Source organism: Aeromonas sp. L_1B5_3 (genome assembly GCF_963866575.1).
Taxonomy (GTDB): Bacteria; Pseudomonadota; Gammaproteobacteria; order Enterobacterales; family Aeromonadaceae; genus Aeromonas; species Aeromonas jandaei.
The window spans coordinates 66390-87662 of the sequence record NZ_CAWMDN010000146.1 but is presented as its reverse complement, the minus strand read 5'-3'; the positions used below and the strand labels follow the sequence as shown (position 1 = coordinate 87662).

Here is a 21273-nt window from a genome sequence, read left to right as displayed (position 1 = left end):
CCTCCCGGCTCACCCAACTGGAGAGAGTGACATGCACAACCCCGTTATCCTGACTGGCGATCGTCCCACCGGCAAACTGCACATCGGCCACTATGTCGGTTCCCTGCGCCAGCGCGTCGAAGCCCAGCACCACTACCGTCAATTCGTGATGATCGCCGATCTGCAGGCGCTGACCGACAACGGCCACAATCCGGCCAAGGTGACCGACAATGTGCTGGAGGTAATGGCCGACTATCTGGCGGTCGGCCTCGACCCGGCCAAGACCACCTTCTGTCTGCAAAGCGCCCTGCCCGCCCTCGCCGAGCTCACCTGCTACTACCTCAATCTGGTCAGCGTCGCCCGGCTGGAGCGCAACCCCACCGTCAAGGCGGAGATCCAGCAAAAAGGGTTCGAACGCACGCTGCCAGCCGGTTTTCTGGTCTATCCGGTGAGTCAGGCCGCCGACATCACCGCCTTTCGCGCCAGCCATGTGCCGGTCGGGGAAGATCAGCTGCCGATGCTGGAGCAGACCAACGAGATCGTCCGCCGCTTCAACTCACTGGTGGGCAAAGAGGTGCTGACCGAATGCCAACCGATCCTGAGCGACACCGGCCGCCTGCCCGGCATCGACGGCAAGGCCAAGATGTCCAAGTCGCTCGGCAACACCATAGAGCTCGGCATGTCGGCGGAAGAGGTCAAACAGGCGGTGTTCGCCATGTATACCGACCCCAACCACCTCAAGGTGAGCGATCCGGGTCAGGTGGAGGGGAATACGGTGTTCGCCTATCTCGATGCCTTCCATCCGGACAAAGAGCTGGTAGCCGAGATGAAGGCGCACTACCGGCGCGGCGGGTTGGGCGATATGCGCTGCAAACAGGTACTGAACGACTGCCTGCAGACCCTGCTTGCCCCGATGCGGGAGCGCCGGGCCGCGGCCATCACCGACAAGAAGATGCTGCTGGAACTGCTCTATCAGGGCACCGAGCAGGCCCGCATCATCACCGATGAGGTCTTGGCGGAGGTGAAAAGCGCCATGGGGCTCAACTACTTCGCCAGCATCCGCTGAGTGGGCGTACCGAGCGCATCGGCGCCGTAGAGGTCGTACACCAGCTGGTGCAGCAGGCTCTTGAACCAGCTGATCGCCTCGTCATGGGCGGTCAGCGGGTGGCCCGCCATCAGATAGACGATGGGGATCTCCGGATCCAGCTGATGCATCCGCAGCGGGTAGTAGCGGCAGAAGTGGCGCCCGATCATCTCGGGCACCACCACCAGATAGCGGCCGGTCGCCATCAGCGGCGGCACCGCCATAAAGCTCGGTAACCTGACCCCCAGCTCCCGCTCCACCCCGAAGCGGGCCAGCCAGAGCTCCACCATCGCCTGGCTGTGGCCCCAGCTGGAGGTGTGGATATGGGGGCGGCTCACCAGCTCGACCGGAGTCAACAGATCGGGCAGCTCGCTGCCAAGGGGCGACAGGCAGACCAGCGGATTGCTGAACCACTCCTCGCGCCAGAGACGGGGCGAGAGGTGGTTGGCACCGGCAAAACCGATCACCAGATCCAGCTCCCCCTTCTCCAGCTCCCGCTCGTAGTCGCTGTCGGCCAGTTCGCACACCTCCAGCCGGCAGTGGGGCGCTGCGCGGAACAAGCGATCCACCAGCAACGGCACCAGCCCGTGCTCTACCGAACCCGGGGTGGCGATGCGGAAAATCCGCCGCGCGCTGGCGGGTTCGAATCCCTTGGCCTGCCGCACCCCCTGCTCCAGCATCGCCAGCGCCTGCCGCACCGGCCCGGCCAACGCCTTGGCCCGCTCGGTCGGCATCATCTCCCGTCGGCTCATCACGAAGAGAGGGTCATCCAGCGCGATCCGCAACCGACCCAGCGCATGGCTGACGGTGGATTGGGATAAATGCAGCCGTTCGGCGGCGCGGGTGACGTTGCGCTCCTGCATCAGCATGTCGAATACCGCCAGCAGGTTGAGGTCGAGGCGGGAGAGAGAGCTATCCATCGATATTAGCCATAGTTGAATGCCGACAATTCATTTTTACCATAGTAACAGATTACCTAGAATGCGCAGGCTTAATACATCGGAGATTAAAATGCGTAGCTATCTGTTATTGCTGGCCATCGGCCTGCTGTGGGGTTCCCAGTTCATTTTCATGCACCAGGCCGTTGCCGAGCTGCCTCCCATTCTGGTGGCTGCGGGTCGTGCCCTGTGCGGCAGCCTGACCCTGGGTCTGCTCTGCCTGTTCATGCGTCTCAAGAGTGAAAACACCCCGTGGCGTACCTACATGCTGATCGCCCTGCTGGATGCCACCATCCCCTTCATCATGGTCGCCTGGGGCCAGCAGTATGTGGATAGCGCCATCGCTGCCGTGGTCATGGGTTGTATCCCGTTTGTGACAATTCTGGCTGCACCGCTGTTTATTTCTGGTGAAAGAATCACCAAAACCGGTCTGCTCTCCGTGATCATCGGCTTTGCCGGTGTGCTCACCCTGTTCTGGCCAAAACTCTCCCAGGGCATGAACGCCGGTCTGCTCGGTGCCATGGCCATCCTGCTGGGCGCCAGCTGCTTCGCCATCGGTCTGCTGATGATCAAGCGCTTCGCCAAGGATCACCCAGTGGTCGTTGCCCGCAATATCCTGATCTCCTCGGCCACCCAGTTGCTGCTGGTTGCCCCGTTCATGGTTGACGTGAGCAGCCTGACTCTGCCGAGCAGCCAGGCCCTGAGCGCCATTACCGTGCTGGGTACCCTCTGTACCGGTCTGGTCTACTTCCTCTACATGGCGCTGATCCAGAAGGCCGGCCCGACATTCGCCTCCTTCAGCAACTATCTGGTGCCGCTGTTCGGCGTGATGCTGGGCGCCCTGTTCCTCGGCGAACAGATCCACCCCACCACCGGCGTGGCACTGGCTCTGATCCTCGGCTCGGTCGCCATGAACCAGTGGGCCCAGCAGCGTCGTGTACAACGTGAGGCAACCCTATGTCAGGCATCTTGACCACCCTGTGCGGCGGTCTGGTCCTGATTGCCGGCTGGCAGTATCGCCAGCGACTGGCGGGCATGCTGGGGCTGTTGATGGTACTGCTGCCCTGGTTTTTCGATAGCAAGCTGCAAGCCATGCTGAGCTATGCCCTGAATGCCTGAATCGCTTTTCTGAGTGTGTGAAGAGAGTTCATCTCTCCTGTTTTTTGGGACTGTTTTAAAAAACCTCCGATTTGTCCCCCGCTACCGGCGCTCTGCGCCGGTTTTTTTATGCCCGTTTGCCGCCACTCACATCCGGTAGCGGTAGTCGATCCGCTCGTTCTTGCGCGGGCCGGTGATTTGCCAGCTCAGCAGAAAACCGTCATCGATCTCGGTCAGCTCGGCGCGATAGTGATCCGCCCCGCACAGATGGGGCTCGGCGGTCAGCCAGCGGCCATCTCCTTGCGGCAGCAGCTCGAACAGTTCGACCGGCGCTTCATAACGCAGGTGAGAAAGGCGGATCCCCCGCTCACTACGCTGCCACCAGAAACGGTTGTGCATGGTGAGCACCCGACCATGGGGAGTGGTGTAGCTCCCTTGCTCGCTGAAGAGCCAGCCACCCTGATGATCGGTCACCGCCACAACCCCTTCGCCGCGACCATTCCAGTCGGTCGCCGACCCCTCGCCATTGCTGGCGGTGAAGCCAAATGCTCCGACCTGTGGCAATCGTGCCCATAAACGCTGGATTGCCGCTTCCATCTCGGCCATCATAGCCCCCTCAAAAATTGACAACTGATGACAAATCAACCACATGAACTACTTGATAGGGGTCACCCTGCTCTGGTCATTCTCCTTCAGCCTGATCGGGGTCTACCTCGCCGGTCAGGTGGATGCCTACTTTTCGGTGCTGACCCGCATCGCTCTCGCCAGTCTGGTGTTTCTGCCCTTCCTGCGCCGCCGCTGGCTGCGACCCGCTCTGGTGGCCAAACTCATGGCGCTGGGCGCCATCCAGCTCGGCATTATGTATCTCTTCTACTACCACTCCTTTCTGCTGCTGACGGTACCGGAAGTGCTGGTCTTTACCATCTTCACCCCCATCTACGTCACCCTGCTCCACGACCTGCTTGAGCGGCGCTTCAACCTCGCCTATCTGTGGGGAGCCCTGCTGGCCGTCGCCGGTGCAGCCGTGATCCGCTTTGACGGGCTGACCGAGAGTTATGCGCTGGGCTTTCTGGTGGTACAGGGGGCCAACCTCTGCTTTGCCATGGGTCAGGTGGGCTACAAGGTACTGCTGGCAAGGGAGGCGGAGCAACCGCCACAGCTGGCGATTTTCGGCTGCTTCTATCTGGGAGCACTGGTGATCGCCCTGCCCGCCTGGTGGTTGCTGGGCAAACCCCAGTACCCGACCAGCGGGCTGCAGTGGGGCATTCTGCTCTGGCTGGGGGTGGGCGCTTCCGGGCTGGGATACTTCCTGTGGAACAAGGGGGCGACGCTGGTCAGCAGTGGGGTGCTCGCCATCATGAACAATGCGCTCATTCCGGCCGGTCTGCTGGTCAATCTGCTGATCTGGGGCAAGGATACCGATTTGACCAGATTGGCCATCGGCGGCGTGCTGATGCTGGCATCCCTCAAGGTGTGCCAGCATCGCAAGGTCACTTCATCCTGAGTGGCAACTAGCCGACGACGGCGTTGCGCTCCCGTCTGGCCTGACCGTGGCAGGTGGCCAGACGGGCCAGCAGATGGTCAAGCTGCTCGCCGGGCTGGCTCTGTACCAGCCCGATACTGACGGTCACCGGCCGCTGTGGCAGCAGGCTGGCGTCGGCAATCTCGAGGCGCAGCCGTTCGGCAATCTCCAGCCCCTTCATCCGCTCGGTGCGGGATAGCATCAGAATAAAGCCATCCTCATCCCAGCGGGCGAAGGGATCTTCGCGGCGCAGCTCGTGACGCACGATGCGCGCCAGCTTGGCCAGCATGGCGTCACAAGCGGCCTCGCCAAAGAGCTGGCGGATTTTGGCCATGTGATCGACGGAAAACTGCAGCAGACTGAAGCTCCCCCCCTCGGCCAACAGCCTCTCCTCCAGCAGTTGCTCGAAGCGGCTGCGACTCTCCAGCCCGGTCAGTGGATCGGTACCGTGCCGCTCTTCCACCAGCACCACGGCGGGATCGAGATGGCGCACCACGCCAAGCAGATGGCCCCGCTCATCACGGCGGATCCGCTCTTCCAGCCGGATGTAGTGGCCGTGGTGGTGAAGAATACGATATTCGAGGCGCAGACCGCTGCTGCGGCCGCTCTGGCAAGCGCTCAGGGCATCAGCCAGCCGGGCAACGTCATCGGGATGCACCCGCTCCAGCCAGCCGAGATCATCCGGCCAGCTATCGCCAAGCCCCAGCAGGCGCAGGCAGGAGGGGTCGCGGCGCAGTCCCTGTTGCGGGGACCAGGTCCAGATCCCCGCCTCCAGCAGCGCCATGGCATCGAACAGCAGACCCGGATCAAGCCGGGCGGTGACATCCACCAAAGGTGTCTTGAGCATTTCCATGGGGCACCTCGAAACCGAATCTGAAGAGCTGATTCATAAGTAACATTGGCCATGGCGGCGAGCAACAGGGTCAGCTCGCTTTTCCGTGATAACCCTCCATCAGGGTCTGCCAGTTATCCGGTACGAAGTGGAAGCTGGTGTGCAGTTGGGACTCCTTGTTGAAGGAGCGCAACAGCCGCTCCAGATTGCCCTTCTGCCACTCGCCGGGGGAGCGGATCGCCCCCTTGTCGAAGTCGATCACCCACACCTTCTCATCCTGATCGAGCAGCAGGTTGTGGCTGTTGAGATCGGCGTGGTAAATCCCGGCATCGTGCAGCTGACGCACCGTCTGGCCAATCTTGTGCCACACCTCGCTGGCCACCGGCCCCTGCTTGAGCAGGGCGACCATGTCCTTGGCACCGCGAATACGCTCGATCAGGATGTCGGCGCGATAAAATGGGCCCTGTTTGGCCATCCGCGCACCGAACGGACGCGGCACCGGCAACCCCAGTTCGCACAACTTGGCCAGCAGGGTGTATTCCGCCATGGCGCGGCTCGATTCGACCCCTTCGAACCAGAAGCGATCCCGCACCACCTTGCCCACCATGCCGCCGCGATAGTAGTGGCGCAGCACCAGATGGCGGGACTCATCCTTGACGAACCAGGTCACACCGCGACCGATGGAGGTTCCCACCACCTGACGGTTGTTCTGCCACCAGGCCGGTTCGAATAACTGGGAAGTGGGGTCGCGAAAGGCCCCTTCGGCAAACCAGCAAACCTGGTTGTGTTCGGTCTGTATCAGCATCATGAAGATCCCGCTCGGTGGGTCGTTGATCGCCCCTATGTATGGGCGATGAGGCTGCGACTGTGGCATGCCCGCAACATGTGCCAGCCATGGCGGCTATTAGGGTGGCAAAGCCCGGCTGACGATTGCGCGCAATTTTACAATCCACAGGGGAGTTTGCATAATGCCATCCACCCTTTTTGCCAGCCGTGCGCCACATCATGCCGCTATTTCAAACGCCTCCCTCCTCCATCTGCATTCTGCGGCTCTCCGCCATCGGCGACTGCTGCCACGCGCTGGCACTGGTACGGGTCATCCAGCGGGAGTGGCCGCAAACCCGCATCACCTGGATCACCGGAAAAATCGAGGCAACCCTGTTTGCCGATCTGCCCGGTGTCGAGGTGATCCCCTTCGACAAGAGCAAGGGGTGGCGCGGCTATCGCGACCTGTGGCAGACCCTCAGGGGACGCCAGTTTGATGCCCTGCTGCATCTGCAGGCGGCCATGCGCGCTAGCATCGCCACCCTCGGCATCAAGGCCAGGGTCAAACTCGGGTTTGATCGGGAGCGGGCTAACGACGGCCAGTGGCTGTTCACCAACCACAAGGTGCCCTCGCCCGCCTCTCCCCACGTGCTGGACGGTTTCCTCGCCTTTGCCAAAGAGCTCGGCATCAAGGATCTGACCCCGGATTGGCAGCTGCCCATCAGCGCCGAACACCAAGCCTGGGCGAAAGAGAAGATTGCTGGCAAACCGACCCTGCTGATCTGCGCCGCCGCCAGCAAGGCGTTCAAAAACTGGACGGCTGCGGGCTATGCCGCACTGGCGGATCACGCTGCCAGCAAGGGTTTTCAGGTCTATCTCTGTGGCGGGCCAGCCAAACTGGAGCGGGATCTGGCTGCCGAGATCCGGCAACTCAGCCAAAGCAAACCAGTCGATCTGGTTGGCCAGACCAACCTCAAGCAGCTGCTGGCGCTGATTGGTGAGGCGAGTCTGGTGCTGGCCCCCGACACAGGCCCCACCCATATGGCCACCATAGTAGGCACACCAGTCATCGGCCTCTATGCCCACCACAATCCGGCCCGCACCGGCCCCTATCTCTGCCGGGATTATGTCGTCAGCGTCTATCAGACCCTGATTGAGCAGGAGACCGGCAAGCCGCTGGCCGAGCTTGGCTGGCGCACCCGTCTCAAGGATCCCGACGCCATGAGCAAAATCACCAGCGAGCAGGTCATCGCCGCCTTCGATCGCCTCTGCGCCGATCGCCACCTGCCTGACTGAAAGCAGCTCGGAAATCCCGAGCAGTGAGGCAGGGATAACCTGATGGCCCCATGCCGGAGCGACAGGCAGAATAAAGACCGATGTGGGTTACGCTCCCGCAACAAGCTACGAACACTTTGATCGGCCGGAATATGATTCCGGCCGTTTTTTTATTCGCCACCTTCTGTTAAAATTCGCCGCCTTTACATCCCCCTGATCCAAGAATTTATCCGCATCATGCGTTTGGCTGTCTCCCTTTCGGGCACAAGACGGCGGCCTCTGCTACAACCAAAATGCGGGTTCCGATTAAAGGTAATAACATGGCGCAACAAGGCACTCTCTATATCATCTCCTCCCCGAGCGGCGCAGGTAAGTCCAGTCTGCTCAACGCCTTGCTGACCAACCACAATCAAGCTGGCAAGATGCAGCTGTCGGTCTCCCACACCACACGCGCCACCCGTCCCGGCGAAGAGCACGGCGTCCACTACCACTTCGTCAAGGTGGAAGAGTTCAAGGAGCTGATCGAGCGCGGCGATTTTCTGGAGTGGGCCGAGGTATTCGGCAACTACTACGGTACCTCCCGCGCCGCCATCGAAGCCTGTCTGGCGCAGGGTATCGACGTATTCCTCGACATCGACTGGCAGGGCGCCCGCCAGATCCGCGAACTGATGCCGACCAAGTCCATCTTCATCCTGCCTCCCAGCCGTGAAGAGCTGGAACGCCGCCTGATTGGCCGCGGTCAGGACAGCGCAGAAGTGATCGCCGGCCGGATGGCAAAAGCCATTGCCGAAATGGTGCACTACGACGAATATGACTACGTGATTATCAATGAAGAGTTCGAGCAGGCACTGTTCCAGCTCAGAGCCATTATTGAGTGCCAACGGCTGGAGATGCGTCATCAACAGCAGGCACAACAAAACTTGCTGCAACAGTTACTGGCAGAATAAGCCAAAAACGAGTAAACTTTTGCGTCATTTTTAAACACCGCTTTTCTAAACACAGAAAGCCCACATAACTGGAGTCCTGCATGGCACGCGTTACTGTAGAAGATGCTGTAAAACAGGTTGGTAACCGTTTTGACCTGGTGCTGGTCGCCGCACGCCGCGCCCGTCAAATCGCGGTTCAAGGCAAAGATCCGCTGGTTGAAGAAGAGAACGACAAGCCGACCGTGATCGCCCTGCGTGAGATCGAGCTGGGTCTGGTAAACAACCAGGTAATGGACACCCAGGATCGCTACGAGCAGCAAGAACAGGAAGCCGCCGAGCTGGCTGCCGTTGCTGCCATCGCCGAAGGCCGCGGTTAAGTCACTCTTTCCCCATAGTCGGCACCCGCCCGGGTGCCGACTGTTCATCCCCATTTACAACCGCTCGAAAACCTCGCAAACTCAGGTCTACACGCTCAACTCCACGAATTGCCGTTTCACCGCTGCGGGGACTGTCTTGTATTTATTTGAAAATCTTAAAGAAATAGCCAGTTCCTACCTGCCGCCCGAGCAGGTCGAGAAGCTCAGGCAAGCCTATGTGGTGGCCCGTGATGCCCACCAGGGACAGATGCGTTCCAGTGGCGAGCCCTATATCACTCACCCCGTCGCCGTAGCCCGAATTCTGGGCGATATGCGCCTCGATCATGAAACCCTGATGGCCGCCGTGCTGCACGACGTCATTGAGGATACCCCTATCACCAAGGCCGATCTGGCCGAACAGTTTGGCGATGCGGTCGCCGAGCTGGTAGCCGGGGTCTCCAAGCTCGACAAGCTGAAGTTTCGCGATCGCAAAGAGGCTCAGGCCGAGAACTTCCGCAAGATGGTGATGGCGATGACCCAGGATATCCGGGTCATTCTGATCAAGCTGGCCGACCGCACCCACAATATGCGCACCCTGGGCTCGCTGCGACCGGACAAGCGCCGCCGCATCGCCCGGGAAACCCTCGAAATCTTCGCCCCCATCGCCAACCGCCTCGGTATTCACACCATGAAGAACGAGCTGGAAGAGCTGGGCTTCGAGGCGCTCTATCCGATGCGCTCCCGCGTGTTGCGCGAATCGGTGCGCCGCGCCCGTGGCAATCGCCGCGAGATCATCGACTCCATCCAGAGCGAAATCAGCGGTCGTCTGAAAGAGGCTGGGATCGAACATCAGGTCAGTGGCCGCGAGAAGAACCTCTTCTCCATCTACAACAAGATGGAGAAAAAAGAGCTGCAATTTCATGAGGTAATGGATATCTACGCCTTTCGGGTCAAAGTGAAGGACATAGATACCTGTTACCGGGTGCTGGGGCAGATGCACAGCCTCTACAAGCCGCGCCCCGGCCGCTTCAAGGATTACATCGCCATCCCCAAGACCAACGGCTACCAGTCGCTGCACACCTCGCTGGTGGGGCCGCACGGGGTGCCGGTCGAGGTGCAGATCCGCACCGAATTTATGGATCAGATGGCCGATAAAGGGGTTGCCGCCCACTGGGCCTACAAGCAGGATGGCGACAGTTCGGGCACTACCGCCCAGATCCGCGCCCAGCGCTGGATGCAGAGCCTGCTGGAATTGCAGCAGAGCGCTGGCAGCTCCTTTGAATTTATCGAAGGGGTCAAAACCGACCTCTTCCCCGACGAAATCTACGTCTTTACCCCCGAAGGGCGCATCATGGAGCTGCCCGCTGGCGCCACGCCGGTGGATTTTGCCTACACGGTGCACACCGATATCGGCCACGCCTGCGTCGGTTCGCGGGTCGACCGCCACCCCTATCCGCTCAGCAGTCCGCTGCACTCGGGCCAGACGGTGGAGATCATCACTGCGCCGGGCGCTCGCCCCAACGCGGCATGGCTCAACTTTGTGGTGACCACCAAGGCCCGTTCCAAGATCCGCCAGTTCCTCAAGAACCTGCGTACCGAAGAGTCGGTGGTGCTAGGTCGCCGCCTGCTCAACCATGCTCTGGGCGCCAAGAATATCGAAGACATTCCCGAGCCGCGCATCAAACAGGTGCTGGCCGATACCAAGCACGAGAACCTGCAGGGGCTGCTGGCCGATGTGGGCCTCGGCAACGCCATGAGTGTCATGGTGGCGCGTCGCATGCTGGGGGATGAGTTGCCGCCGGAAGAACAGCCCAAAACCAGCAGCAAGAAGATGCCGATCAAGGGTGCCGACGGCATGCTGGTCACCTTCGCCAACTGCTGCCGCCCGATCCCGGGGGATGCCATCATCGCCCACATCAGCCCGGGCAAGGGTCTGGTGATCCACCAGGAAGCCTGTCGCAACATCAAGGGCTACAGCAAGGAGCCGGACAAGTACTTGCCGGTGCAGTGGGAAGTGGACAAGGAGCAGGAACAGGAGTTCCGCACCGGCATCAGCATCGAGATAATCAATCATCAGGGTGCGCTGGCCGAGCTGGCCAACGTGATTGCTGCCACCGGTGCCAACATTCACGCCATCAGCACCGAAGAGAAAGATGGCCGGGTCTATCAGGTGAGCCTGCTCATCACCACCAAGAGTCGCATCCATCTGGCCAACATCATGCGCAAGATCCGCGTCATGCCCAACGTGCTCAAGGTGAGCCGGCAAAAGAACTGATCACACAGGCGGCGCAAGCCGCCTGCTGCTTTTTAAGAGACAACCATGACCCCCGAACGCTTCAAGCGCATCACCGATATGCTGGCCCAGCGTCAGCTCGATTTGACCGTCTGTATGGAAGAGGTGCACAAACCTCACAACCTGGCTGCCATCGTGCGTACCGCCGATGCCATCGGCATCCACCGGGTACACGCCGTCTGGCCCAAAACCTGGATCCACAAGCGCAAGGGCACCGCCCGCGGCAGCCAGAACTGGGTGGATGTAAAACTGCACCCGGATATCGGCAGCGCGGTAGCCGAGCTGAAAGCCTCCGGCATGCAGATTCTGGCAACCCACCTCTCCGACAGCTCGGTCGATTTTCGCGCCATCGACTACACCAAACCGACCGCCATTCTGGTGGGACAGGAGAAACACGGCATCGGCGAAGAGGCGCTGGCGCTGGCCGATCACCATATCGTCATCCCCATGGTGGGCATGGTGCAATCCCTCAACGTCTCGGTGGCCGCAGCCGCCATCCTCTACGAGGCACAGCGCCAGCGCGAGCTGGCCGGTTGCTATCAACGCGGCTGCCCGCTCACTCCGGAGGAGCAGAACAGCATCCTGTTCGAGGGTGGATATCCCATCTATGCCCAGCTCTGCAAAGAGAAAGAGATGCCCTACCCCCAGCTCGGCCCTGCCGGTGAAATTCTGGCGGACGAAGAGTGGTGGCAGCGGATGCAGCTGACCCGCAAAGGCTGGGCCCAGCAGATCGAGCAGGACGACCTACAGGAGGAGTGATGGAGAACCCTTTTGGCAGCTGGCTGGAGTCCCGCATCATCCGGGATCACCTGACCAACCCGAACATAGAGGCCGGCGACTACAGCTACTACTCCGGCTACTACCACGGCAAGCCGTTCGAGGATCACTGTGTCCGTTATTTACTCGGGGATGGCTCGACCAGAGCAAGCTGGGACAGCGGCGAGTGGGGTACAGAAGTAGACCGCCTGATCATCGGCAAGTTCTGCTCCATCGCCTCGGGTGCCACCTTCATGCTGGCAGGCAATCAGGGCCACCGGCTGGATTGGGTCTCCACCTTTCCGTTCAACCCCGATACCTTTGGCGAAGGGGCTCGTAGTGGCTTTCTGCGCAAAGGAGATACCCGGATCGGCAACGATGTCTGGATCGGCTCGGAAGCGATGATCATGCCCGGCATCACCATAGGTGATGGCGCCGTCATCGCCACCCGCGCCGTGGTGACCAAGGATGTGGCCCCTTACACCATAGTCGGCGGCAATCCGGCCCAACCGATCCGCCGTCGTTTCAACGATGAGCAGATCGCCATGCTGCAAGAGATGCAGTGGTGGGACTGGCCTCTGCCCACACTGCAAAGCGCCATGTCGCTGCTCTGCTCCGGTGACATCGCAATGCTTTATCAATACTGGCAAACGGAGTGTGCCTGATGAAATCCCTCTCGATCCCCCTGTTGGCCCTGACCCTGTTTTCTGCCGGAGCCCTTGCCGTGACCAAACCCTATGCGCTGACCAGCGAAGCCGATGTACCCACCCTCTACCAACAAACCCTGCCCGACTTCTGGCGCCAGCATGCGATAGAAGGAGAGTTCAAGGGCAAGGATGGCGTCGCCATCCGCTATGCCGCGCTGCGGCAGGAGAAGGTTGATCGCGCCATCCTGATCGTCAACGGCCGGGTAGAAAGCTACCTCAAGTATCAGGAGCTGGCGTGGGATCTCTGGCGCCAGGGCTACAGCCTCTACCTTATCGACCATCGTGGTCAGGGGATGTCCGGCCGCATGCTGAGCGACCATGACAAGGGATATGTCGACCAGTTCGACGATTATGTCGTCGATATGAAGCAGTTTCACGACCAGATAATCATGGCGGACAAGCCCGCCAAGCTGTTCCTGCTGGCTCACTCCATGGGGGGGGCCATCTCGGCCCGCTATCTGGAGCGCTGGCCCGATGATATCCGCGCCGCCGTGCTCTCCTCCCCCATGCTGGGCATCAATCTGGGCGGCCTGCCCAAATGGCTGGCCAAGGGACTGGCCACCACCATAGGCACAGTCGGCGGCTGGTTTGGCGAACCACCCTATGGGCCGGGTCAGGGCCCCTATCAGGATCATGGCTTTGCCGATAACGAGCTGACTCACAGCCAGTCCCGCTATCAGGCTTTCCGCCAGATTTATGAGCAGCACCCGCAGATCAAGCTGGGGGGGGCCACCGCCCACTGGATTTATCAGGGGATCACCGGTGCCGATGCCGCCATCGCCGATGCGGGCGCCATCAAGACGCCGCTGCTGCTACTGCAGGCTGGCAACGACAGCGTAGTGGACAATGCGGCGCAGGATGCGTTTTGCACCAAAGCCAACTGCGAAGGGGGCAAGCCGCTGCGAATTGAAGGGGCCTGGCACGAGCTCTTCATCGAATCCGACGACAAGCGCCAGCCCGCACTGACCGCCATGCTCGATTTCTTCGCCCGCTACTAGGCTGGCTATTTTTTGTAACCCTAAATAAATGGGGTGACCATGCTGGCTGGGGTAAACTGCCCCCGCTTTCAATTGATGCCGAGGTAAAGATGTTCAAGGTAGTTGTATCCGATCTCGATGGAACTCTGCTCAACAAGCAGCACCAGATCTCCTCCCGCACCCGGGAGACCGTCCGCCGTCTGGTTGAGCAGGGCGTGAAATTCGTGGTCGCCACCGGCCGTCACCACGTCGATGTACGCAGCTTCCGCGATGCGCTCGGTCTGGATATCTACCTCATCACCTCCAACGGCGCTGTGGTGCATGACAAGCAGGGCAAACTGGTGTTCAACCAGCCGCTGCCGACCGACATCGCAGCCGAGCTGGTTGCGCTCGAACGTGACCCATCCATCCATCTCAACGTCTATCAGGGCGATGACTGGGTGGTCGAGGAGGAGCTGCCCTGGTTGCTGCAATTCCACGACGAATCCGGCTTCACCTATCGTCTGGTCGATGACCTGAAACAGGAGTCGATGGAGCAGATCAACAAGGTCTTCTACATCGGCGAGCACGAGAAGCTGCTGAAGATCGAGGCACACCTCAACCAGCGCTACGGCGACCAGCTCAACGTCACTTTCTCCCTGCCGGATTGCCTCGAAGTGATGCACGCCGGCGTCCACAAGGGCAATGCGGTGCGCGCCGTACTGGAGCAACACGGGCTGGAGATGTCCCAGGCCATCGCCTTCGGTGACGGTATGAACGACTTCGAAATGCTGAGCATGGTAGGTCGCGGCATCGTCATGGGTAACGCCCACGACCGCCTGAAAATGGCGCTGCCGGAGCATGAGCAAACACTCACCTCCGATGAAGATGGCGTTGCCGTCTATCTGGAGCGCTGTTTCGAACTGGAACCGGTCGCCAGCTAAATAAAAACGGGAACCATCGGGTTCCCGTTTTTATTACTTCCGCCGAAAGCGCTGGTTGTCACCGCCGTGGCACTGCCAGAGGATCAGGGGAGTGCCATTGGCGCTTCCCCTCTGAGCAACATCCAGACAGAGCTTGCTGCTGCGGCTGATGAGCCGATCTCGCTCCCAGCGCCACTGCTGGTTGTCGCCACCATGGCAATCCCAAGCAATCACCCTGGCACCGGCATCGCGGCCGCCCCCGGCAACATCCAGACACTTGTCGCCAACCCTTATGGCATTGCCATCAAGACGAAAACGCTGGTTATCCCCGCCGTGACAATCCCATAGCTGCAAGCGGTTACCATTACGTACACCACCGGCAATATCGAGACATTTGCCATTGGCTGCCACGATTTGTCCACCATGCTCTTCCCGGACACGAGCTTCTTTCTTTTCCTGCTTGTGGCCGTAATACGCAGCGGCACCGATGGCGCCAATCACCACAGTACCCAACAGCAGATCAGAAGAGTCGAGATTCTGGCACCCTCCCAGAGAGAGCGACAGACACGCAGCAATCAGAGGTGACGGGCGAATCATTCAATCCCCCCGACCAGAAAGCTCTGGTTGGCCCCACCGTAACAGTCAGCCAGACGCAGAGGCGTATTCGCAAAGTGACGTCGGCCAGCGACATCCAGACAACGGGAGACCTTGCTGTTAAAGAGTTTGTCCTCCTGCCACACCCACTGCGCATGGCCATCACAGGGCGCCAACATCAGCTCATTGCTGTTCTTGGCCTGTAAGCAGGTCTGCTGCAACTTCAACTCGCCAAGATCCCACTCCAATGGTTGTGCATCTTTATCAGTGCAAACCTGTGTCACCGCCTGCTGGCGGGCAATGCCGACACAAAAACCATTATTGGTCAGCAAAAGTGAGGGGGCTGACTCGCTCTGCGGATGGGCAACCACGATCGTGCTCAGCATCTCATCGGTCGATGGCGGTTTAAGGGTACACCCGCCCAGTACCATGGCCGCCATAAGTGCGGGGTAGCGGGAGAAAATCGAAATTCTGTTATGCATAAAAACAAGCCTGAAAGAGGTCTGTGACATCCGGTCACCAAGGACTCCAGCTGGCAGGATAACTGAAGAGAGGACAAGACTGTCCGGATAGAGTGTAAACAGACGTTACAGCTACGTGGAAAAACGAGGATGGGAGAGGCAGAAAGCAAAAAACCTCGCCGAAGCGAGGTTTTTCAGAATGTGGTCGGTGATAAAGGATTCGAACCTTTGACCCTCTGGTCCCAAACCAGATGCGCTACCGGGCTGCGCTAATCACCGAGAATATTTTGTCTTACAAAAAACAAAGACGACCTGATGGTCATCCTCGTTATACAGCAAGTATGGTGCGAAGAGAGGGACTCGAACCCTCACACCCGGGGGGCACTAACACCTGAAGCTAGCGCGTCTACCAATTCCGCCACCTTCGCGTACCTGACAAGCTGTAAAATGGGGTGGCTGATGGGGCTCGAACCCACGACAACCGGAATCACAATCCGGGACTCTACCAACTGAGCTACAGCCACCACAGCTGTTTTCGTTCTACAACAACGCCCGTTTAACCGGCGCACTTTGTATGGTGCGCCCGACAGGATTCGAACCTGTGACCTCTGCCTCCGGAGGGCAGCGCTCTATCCAGCTGAGCTACGGGCGCTACGCTGTCGAACGGGGCGCAATATTAATGATGGGGGGCATGCTTGTCTACACTTTTTTTGTCCCTTTGCGCCAAGCGTTGTTTTTTCAAACAAATGGCGCGTTTTTGGCTCATTTTTCCCCCAACAACACACCCGCTGGTTCGCCTGGATGATCGCTTCCGGCGCTATTTTCCGTATTAACCATGTTGCCGCCTTGACTTGATCTCTTCCCCACCTAGAATGAATGAACGTTCATTCACGAGTTCATTCTGATGAGTCACGACAAGAAAGAGATCATCTTCAATGCAGCCCACGAGGTGCTGGGTGAACGGGGTTTTCATGGCCTGTCAATCGCCGAAGTCGCCAAGAAAGCCGGCGTCGCTGCCGGCACCATCTATCGCTACTTCAATGACAAGGATGATCTGATTCGACAGTTGCATCAGCACACGATATTGCAGTGCGTACCGCTGGTCATAAGAGAAGTGAATTTCAATGAAGTTTCATTTCAACAATTTCGACAATTATGGCTCAATATTCATGCCATTTTTGTGAACGAACCCAACGCTCTGAAATGCAAATTACAGTATGAGAGCTCACCCCTCGGGGCAGAGCTGGCCACCAATCCTGTTCTGCTGTCGGCATGGGAGCCACTGGACAGATTTTTTGAGCGAGGTGTTGAGCAAGAATTGTTTATTGATTTACCGATACGAGCACTCCAGGTATTGAGCCTGGACAGTGTGGTACACCTGGCCCTGCAGTGCGGGGTTCACAAGATCACGCTGACCGAACAGCAGTTGGAAACTGTTATTCGTGCCAGCTGGAATGCAATTTTATCTCCCAATACTACCACCTCAGGAGCCTGTTCATGAAAAAGTGGATGGCCATTATGTTGCTGATAGCGATCGCCTTGTTTGGCAGCGTCATCGGCTTCAATTTGTTTAAACAGAAGATGATTGCCAAATACATGGCCAACCGGCCGGAGCCTGAATTCCCGGTAACGGCCATAGTAACCAAGGCGCAGGACTGGATCCCGACCATCGAGGCGATCGGCTTTATCGTGCCGAATCAGGGGGTTACCCTCTCGACCGAACTGTCCGGCACCATTGATACCATCACTTTCGAATCAGGCAAGCCGGTCAAGGCCGACCAGCTGCTGCTGAGCCTCGACTCCAGCGTGGAGAAGGCCAATCTGCGCGCCTCCCAGGCCAAGCTGCCGGCGGCAAAAGCCAAGTTTGACCGCTTCCAGAACCTCTACAAGACCAGCTCCATCTCCAAAGAGCAGCTGGATGAAGCTGAAGCAGCCTATCGCTCGCTGGAAGCGGATATCGAGAGTCTGAAGGCGACCATTGCCCGTCGTGAAGTCCGCGCCCCTTTCAGCGGCGTGGTCGGTCTGCGCAATGTCTTCCTTGGTCAGTACCTGCAACCGGGTACCGATATCGTGCGTCTGGAAGACACCAGCGTGATGCGTCTGCGTTTCACCGTGCCCCAGACCGATATCTCCAAAATCAAACTGGGTCAGATCATCAAAATCAATGTAGATGCCTATCCCCAGACCCAGTTTGATGGCCATATCACCGCCATCGAGCCTGCCGTCAACTACCAGAGCGGCCTGATCCAGGTGCAGGCAGATATCCCGAATAACGATGGCCAGCTCCGCTCCGGCATGTTTGCCCGCGCCAGCATCATCCTGCCAACCGTACAGAACCAGATCGTGGTGCCGCAGTCTGCCATCTCCTTCACTCTCTATGGTCAGAACGTCTACGTGCTCAAAGAGAGCGAAGAGACCGACAAAGAGGGCAAGAAGGTGATGGTCAAACGCGCCAAGCAGGTAGTCGTCAAGGCGGGTGAGCGACGTGGCAATGACGTGCACGTACTCTCCGGCATTCAGGCTGGCGACGAGATCGTGCTGTCAGGCCAGGTTCGTCTGAGTAATGACACCAAGGTGCATGTGGTCGAGAACGATGCTCTGGCCGTTCCGGCACAAACCCCGATGCTGTAAGCGCGGAGATCTGCGATGCGATTTACTGACATATTCATAAAACGACCCGTGCTGGCAATCTCGCTCAGCTTCCTGATCGCCCTGCTGGGCTTTCAGGCAGTCTTCAAGATGCAGGTACGGGAATACCCCGAGGTGACCAACACGGTGATCACGGTCAACACCAGCTATTACGGTGCCAGTGCCGACCTGATCCAGGGTTTCATCACCCAGCCGCTCGAACAGGCGGTCGCGCAAGCCGACAACATCGACTTCATGACCTCCTCCAGTCAGCTGGGCAGCTCCACCGTCACCGCGTACATGAAGCTCAACACCGACCCGAATGCCGCGCTGTCCGACATCCTGGCCAAGGTCAACTCGGTGCGCTCCCAGTTGCCCAAAGAGGCGGAAGACCCCTCGGTCACCTCCTCAACCGGTTCAACCACAGCGGTGCTCTACCTCGGTTTCACCAGCCCGGAGCTCAACTCCAGCCAGATCACCGACTATCTGGAGCGGGTTATCAAACCGCAGCTCTTTACCGTCGGCGGGGTCTCCAAGGTTGACCTCTACGGTGGTGTGAAGTTTGCGCTGCGGGTATGGCTGGACCCGGCCAAGATGGCGGCGTTCAATCTGACCGCCAGCGACGTGATGACAGTGCTCAACAGCAACAACTATCAGTCTGCCACGGGTCAGGCGACCGGTTACTTCACCCTCTTCAACGGCAATGCCGAAACGCAGGTCGGTGATATCGAAGAGCTGAAGCGTCTGGTGGTAGCCAGCCGTGACAGCAAGGTGATCCGTCTCTCCGACATCGCCAAGGTCACGATGGAGAAGAGCCACGACGTCTATCGCGCCAGCGCCAACGGCCGTGAAGCCGTGGTTATGGCGGTCAACGCCGCACCGACCGCCAACCCCATCAACATCGCCCACGATGTACTGGAGCTGCTGCCGAGTCTGAAGCGCAACATGCCGAGCACCATGCAGGTGAACGTGCTGTATGACTCCACCATCGCCATCAACGAATCGATCAGCGAGGTTATCAAGACCATTCTGGAAGCGGCCGCCATCGTACTGGTGGTGATTACCCTGTTCCTGGGCTCGTTCCGCGCGGTCATCATCCCGATCATCACCATCCCGCTCAGTCTTATCGGCGTGGTGATGATGATGGATATGTTCGGTTTCTCGATAAACCTGATGACCCTGCTGGCGATGGTTCTGGCCATCGGTCTGGTGGTGGATGACGCCATCGTGGTGCTGGAGAACGTGGACCGGCACATCAAGGAGGGTGAAGAGCCCTTCCGGGCAGCCATTATCGGTACTCGCGAAATCGCCGTGCCGGTTATCGCCATGACCGTCACGCTGGCGGCGGTATACGCGCCGATAGCCCTGATGGGGGGGATCACCGGCTCGCTGTTCAAGGAGTTTGCCCTGACCCTGGCGGGCGCCGTGTTCGTTTCGGGCATCATCGCCCTGACCCTGTCGCCGATGATGTGCTCCAAGATGCTCCGGGCCAACGAAACGCCAAGCAAGTTCGAGAGCACTGTCCACCACCTGCTGGAGCGGATGACCGAGCGCTATGACCGCATGCTGCATGCCGTGATGCAAAAACGCATCGTGGTAGTAGTCTTTGCCATCATCGTCTTCGCCAGCCTGCCGCTGCTGTTCAAGTTCATCCCGAGTGAGCTGGCACCATCGGAAGATAAAGGGGTAATGGCGGTACTGGGGACAGCCCCCTCCAACGCCAACCTGGACTACATCGAAAACACCATGGCCGATGTGAACAAGATCCTGGATGAGCAGCCGGAAATCGCCTACTCCCAGGTCTTCTCCGGTGTGTTCAACTCCAACCAGGCGTTCGGTATCGCCTCCATGGTGCCCTGGAGCCAGCGTGAAGCGAGCCAGAAAGAGGTTCTGGATCGCGTTGCCAAACTGGTGAAAGACATCCCGGGCATGGCCATCACTACCTTCCAGTTCCCTGAACTGCCGGGTGCTTCCAGCGGTCTGCCGATCCAGTTCGTCATCACTACCCCGAACAGCTTCGAAAGCCTGTTCCTGGTAGCTGGCGAGATGCTGAGCGCAGCCGAGAGCAATGGTCAGTTCGTCTATTCGGATCTCGATCTGAACTACGACTCTGCCACCATGAAGATCAAGATCGACAAGGACAAGGCGGGTGCCTACGGCATCACCATGCAGGATATAGGTATCACCATGGGTACCATGATGGCGGACGGTTACGTCAACCGTATCGACCTGGATGGCCGCTCTTATGAAGTGATCCCGCAGGTCGAGCGCAAATACCGCCTCAACCCGGAATCCATGAAGGGTTACTACGTCCGCGCCGCTGACGGCAAGTCGATCCCGCTTGGCAGCCTGATCAGCATCGAAGTGGTCGGTGAGCCGCGCGCCCTGCCCCACTTCAACCAGCTGAACTCCGCCACCATAGGTGCGGTTCCGGCCCCCGGGGTTGCCATGGGTGATGCCATCAACTGGTTCAAGACGACTGCCGACGAGAAGCTGCCGCAAGGCTATCGCTACGACTTCATGGGTGAAGCTCGCCAGTTCGTTACCGAAGGTAATGCGCTCTACGCCACCTTCGCGCTGGCACTGGCCATCATCTTCCTGGTGCTGGCCATCCAGTTCGAATCGGTACGCGACCCGCTGGTTATCATGGTCTCGGTTCCGCTGGCCATCAGTGGTGCCCTAATCGCGCTCGCATGGGGTCTGGCGACCATGAACATCTACTCCCAGGTGGGCCTCATCACCCTAGTGGGTCTGATTACCAAGCACGGTATTCTGATCTGCGAGGTGGCCAAGGAGGAACAGCTGTTGCACGGCATGAACCGGATGGAAGCCGTGATGCAGGCCGCCAAAGTGCGTCTGCGTCCAATCCTGATGACCACAGCCGCCATGATTGCCGGTCTGATCCCGCTGCTCTATGCAGCTGGCGCAGGGGCCGCCCAGCGCTTCAGTATCGGTATCGTCATCGTGGCCGGTCTGGCCATCGGCACCCTGTTCACCCTGTTCGTACTGCCGGTGATCTACACCTTCCTGGCGTCCGAGCACAAACCGCTGCCGGTCTTTGATGAGACCATTCCACCCAAGGCAAACAGCGGAAACTAAGCGTTCATCTCAAGCAAAAGGCCCCGTAACGGGGCCTTTTTTATGCTTTGCAGGAAAGACGACATAAGTCCATGAAGCAGT

At 59.2% G+C, this 21273-nt stretch carries 21 protein-coding genes and 4 tRNA genes; 15 read left to right on the top strand and 10 right to left on the bottom strand.

Going from position 1 to position 21273, the window contains the following annotated elements:
• Positions 1 to 31: 31 nt before the first annotated feature.
• Entirely contained in the window at positions 32 to 1045 is a 1014-nt protein-coding gene (trpS, locus tag AACR93_RS19455) for a tryptophan--tRNA ligase (protein ID WP_043851703.1), read from the top strand.
• Here trpS and AACR93_RS19450 read toward each other — a convergent pair.
• Complete coding sequence (locus AACR93_RS19450) at positions 1024 to 1983, bottom strand: LysR family transcriptional regulator (protein ID WP_043851702.1); 960 nt, start codon at positions 1981 to 1983, stop codon at positions 1024 to 1026. The two genes, trpS and AACR93_RS19450, sit on opposite strands and share 22 nt — an antisense overlap.
• Positions 1984 to 2074: 91 nt before the next feature.
• On the opposite strand from AACR93_RS19450, the gene AACR93_RS19445 reads away from it, so the two are divergent.
• Entirely contained in the window at positions 2075 to 2974 is a 900-nt protein-coding gene (locus AACR93_RS19445) for a DMT family transporter (RefSeq protein ID WP_043851701.1), read from the top strand.
• Positions 2959 to 3120, top strand: coding sequence for a hypothetical protein (locus AACR93_RS19440; RefSeq protein WP_100652191.1), 162 nt, complete (start codon positions 2959 to 2961; stop codon positions 3118 to 3120). Before AACR93_RS19445 ends, AACR93_RS19440 begins: the two co-directional genes overlap by 16 nt.
• A 126-nt stretch (positions 3121 to 3246) precedes the next feature.
• Here AACR93_RS19440 and AACR93_RS19435 read toward each other — a convergent pair whose 3' ends face one another.
• Positions 3247 to 3708 carry a DUF6314 family protein gene (locus AACR93_RS19435; RefSeq protein WP_082044158.1) on the bottom strand — a complete coding sequence of 154 codons (462 nt, stop codon included), beginning with the start codon at positions 3706 to 3708 and terminating at the stop codon, positions 3247 to 3249.
• Between the two features lie 40 nt (positions 3709 to 3748).
• Here AACR93_RS19435 and AACR93_RS19430 point away from each other — a divergent pair, with 40 nt between their 5' ends.
• Positions 3749 to 4603 (top strand): carboxylate/amino acid/amine transporter, encoded by an 855-nt coding sequence (locus tag AACR93_RS19430; RefSeq protein WP_043851700.1) that lies wholly within the window; start codon positions 3749 to 3751, stop codon positions 4601 to 4603.
• Positions 4604 to 4610: 7 nt separating this feature from the next.
• Here AACR93_RS19430 and AACR93_RS19425 read toward each other — a convergent pair whose 3' ends face one another.
• Together AACR93_RS19425 and AACR93_RS19420 are read right to left on the bottom strand one after the other, a co-directional pair.
• Positions 4611 to 5474 carry a GGDEF domain-containing protein gene (locus AACR93_RS19425; RefSeq protein WP_043851699.1) on the bottom strand — a complete coding sequence of 288 codons (864 nt, stop codon included), beginning with the start codon at positions 5472 to 5474 and terminating at the stop codon, positions 4611 to 4613.
• A 70-nt stretch (positions 5475 to 5544) separates the two neighbouring features.
• Positions 5545 to 6258 (bottom strand): 3-deoxy-D-manno-octulosonic acid kinase, encoded by a 714-nt coding sequence (locus AACR93_RS19420; protein WP_043851722.1) that lies wholly within the window; start codon positions 6256 to 6258, stop codon positions 5545 to 5547.
• Positions 6259 to 6458: 200 nt separating this feature from the next.
• On the opposite strand from AACR93_RS19420, the gene AACR93_RS19415 reads away from it, so the two are divergent.
• From AACR93_RS19415 to AACR93_RS19380, 8 genes are all read left to right on the top strand, one after another.
• On the top strand, positions 6459 to 7514 hold the full coding sequence (locus AACR93_RS19415) for a glycosyltransferase family 9 protein (protein WP_043851721.1): 1056 nt from the start codon (positions 6459 to 6461) through the stop codon (positions 7512 to 7514).
• Positions 7515 to 7813: 299 nt separating this feature from the next.
• Positions 7814 to 8440: a guanylate kinase gene (gmk, locus tag AACR93_RS19410; protein WP_033115281.1), complete on the top strand. Its 627-nt coding sequence runs from the start codon at positions 7814 to 7816 to the stop codon at positions 8438 to 8440.
• A gap of 80 nt (positions 8441 to 8520) precedes the next feature.
• Positions 8521 to 8796: a DNA-directed RNA polymerase subunit omega gene (rpoZ, locus tag AACR93_RS19405; RefSeq protein WP_026456240.1), complete on the top strand. Its 276-nt coding sequence runs from the start codon at positions 8521 to 8523 to the stop codon at positions 8794 to 8796.
• Positions 8797 to 8932: 136 nt separating this feature from the next.
• The gene (spoT, locus tag AACR93_RS19400; protein WP_043851698.1) at positions 8933 to 11050 is read left to right on the top strand and encodes a bifunctional GTP diphosphokinase/guanosine-3',5'-bis pyrophosphate 3'-pyrophosphohydrolase; all 2118 of its coding nucleotides are present in this window, start codon (positions 8933 to 8935) and stop codon (positions 11048 to 11050) included.
• A gap of 45 nt (positions 11051 to 11095) precedes the next feature.
• The gene (gene trmH, locus AACR93_RS19395; protein WP_043851697.1) at positions 11096 to 11827 is read left to right on the top strand and encodes a tRNA (guanosine(18)-2'-O)-methyltransferase TrmH; all 732 of its coding nucleotides are present in this window, start codon (positions 11096 to 11098) and stop codon (positions 11825 to 11827) included.
• Positions 11827 to 12489, top strand: a complete 663-nt coding sequence (locus AACR93_RS19390) for a CatB-related O-acetyltransferase (RefSeq protein ID WP_043851696.1) — start codon at positions 11827 to 11829, stop codon at positions 12487 to 12489. The genes trmH and AACR93_RS19390 overlap by 1 nt, the downstream gene beginning before the upstream one ends.
• On the top strand, positions 12489 to 13529 hold the full coding sequence (locus AACR93_RS19385) for an alpha/beta fold hydrolase (RefSeq protein WP_043851695.1): 1041 nt from the start codon (positions 12489 to 12491) through the stop codon (positions 13527 to 13529). Before AACR93_RS19390 ends, AACR93_RS19385 begins: the two co-directional genes overlap by 1 nt.
• 89 nt (positions 13530 to 13618) lie before the next feature.
• Positions 13619 to 14431, top strand: coding sequence for a Cof-type HAD-IIB family hydrolase (locus AACR93_RS19380; RefSeq protein WP_042031113.1), 813 nt, complete (start codon positions 13619 to 13621; stop codon positions 14429 to 14431).
• A gap of 33 nt (positions 14432 to 14464) precedes the next feature.
• Here AACR93_RS19380 and AACR93_RS19375 read toward each other — a convergent pair whose 3' ends face one another.
• The 6 genes from AACR93_RS19375 to AACR93_RS19350 form a co-directional block, all read right to left on the bottom strand.
• On the bottom strand, positions 14465 to 15007 hold the full coding sequence (locus AACR93_RS19375; RefSeq protein WP_231556986.1) for an RICIN domain-containing protein: 543 nt from the start codon (positions 15005 to 15007) through the stop codon (positions 14465 to 14467).
• Positions 15004 to 15444 carry an RICIN domain-containing protein gene (locus AACR93_RS19370; RefSeq protein ID WP_043851694.1) on the bottom strand — a complete coding sequence of 147 codons (441 nt, stop codon included), beginning with the start codon at positions 15442 to 15444 and terminating at the stop codon, positions 15004 to 15006. Before AACR93_RS19370 ends, AACR93_RS19375 begins: the two co-directional genes overlap by 4 nt.
• A gap of 223 nt (positions 15445 to 15667) precedes the next feature.
• Positions 15668 to 15744: transfer RNA gene (locus AACR93_RS19365), tRNA-Pro, on the bottom strand.
• A gap of 63 nt (positions 15745 to 15807) precedes the next feature.
• Positions 15808 to 15893: transfer RNA gene (locus AACR93_RS19360), tRNA-Leu, on the bottom strand.
• 20 nt (positions 15894 to 15913) lie between these two features.
• A tRNA-His gene (locus AACR93_RS19355) sits at positions 15914 to 15989 on the bottom strand.
• Positions 15990 to 16040: 51 nt separating this feature from the next.
• A tRNA-Arg gene (locus AACR93_RS19350) sits at positions 16041 to 16117 on the bottom strand.
• A gap of 252 nt (positions 16118 to 16369) precedes the next feature.
• Between AACR93_RS19350 and AACR93_RS19345 the strand changes: the two genes are divergently transcribed.
• The 3 genes from AACR93_RS19345 to AACR93_RS19335 are packed head-to-tail and all read left to right on the top strand — an operon-like array spanning position 16370 to position 21192.
• Positions 16370 to 16966: a TetR/AcrR family transcriptional regulator gene (locus tag AACR93_RS19345; RefSeq protein WP_043851693.1), complete on the top strand. Its 597-nt coding sequence runs from the start codon at positions 16370 to 16372 to the stop codon at positions 16964 to 16966.
• Positions 16963 to 18096 (top strand): efflux RND transporter periplasmic adaptor subunit, encoded by a 1134-nt coding sequence (locus tag AACR93_RS19340; RefSeq protein ID WP_043851692.1) that lies wholly within the window; start codon positions 16963 to 16965, stop codon positions 18094 to 18096. Before AACR93_RS19345 ends, AACR93_RS19340 begins: the two co-directional genes overlap by 4 nt.
• A 15-nt stretch (positions 18097 to 18111) precedes the next feature.
• The gene (locus AACR93_RS19335) at positions 18112 to 21192 is read left to right on the top strand and encodes a multidrug efflux RND transporter permease subunit (RefSeq protein WP_043851691.1); all 3081 of its coding nucleotides are present in this window, start codon (positions 18112 to 18114) and stop codon (positions 21190 to 21192) included.
• Positions 21193 to 21273 lie beyond the last annotated feature (81 nt).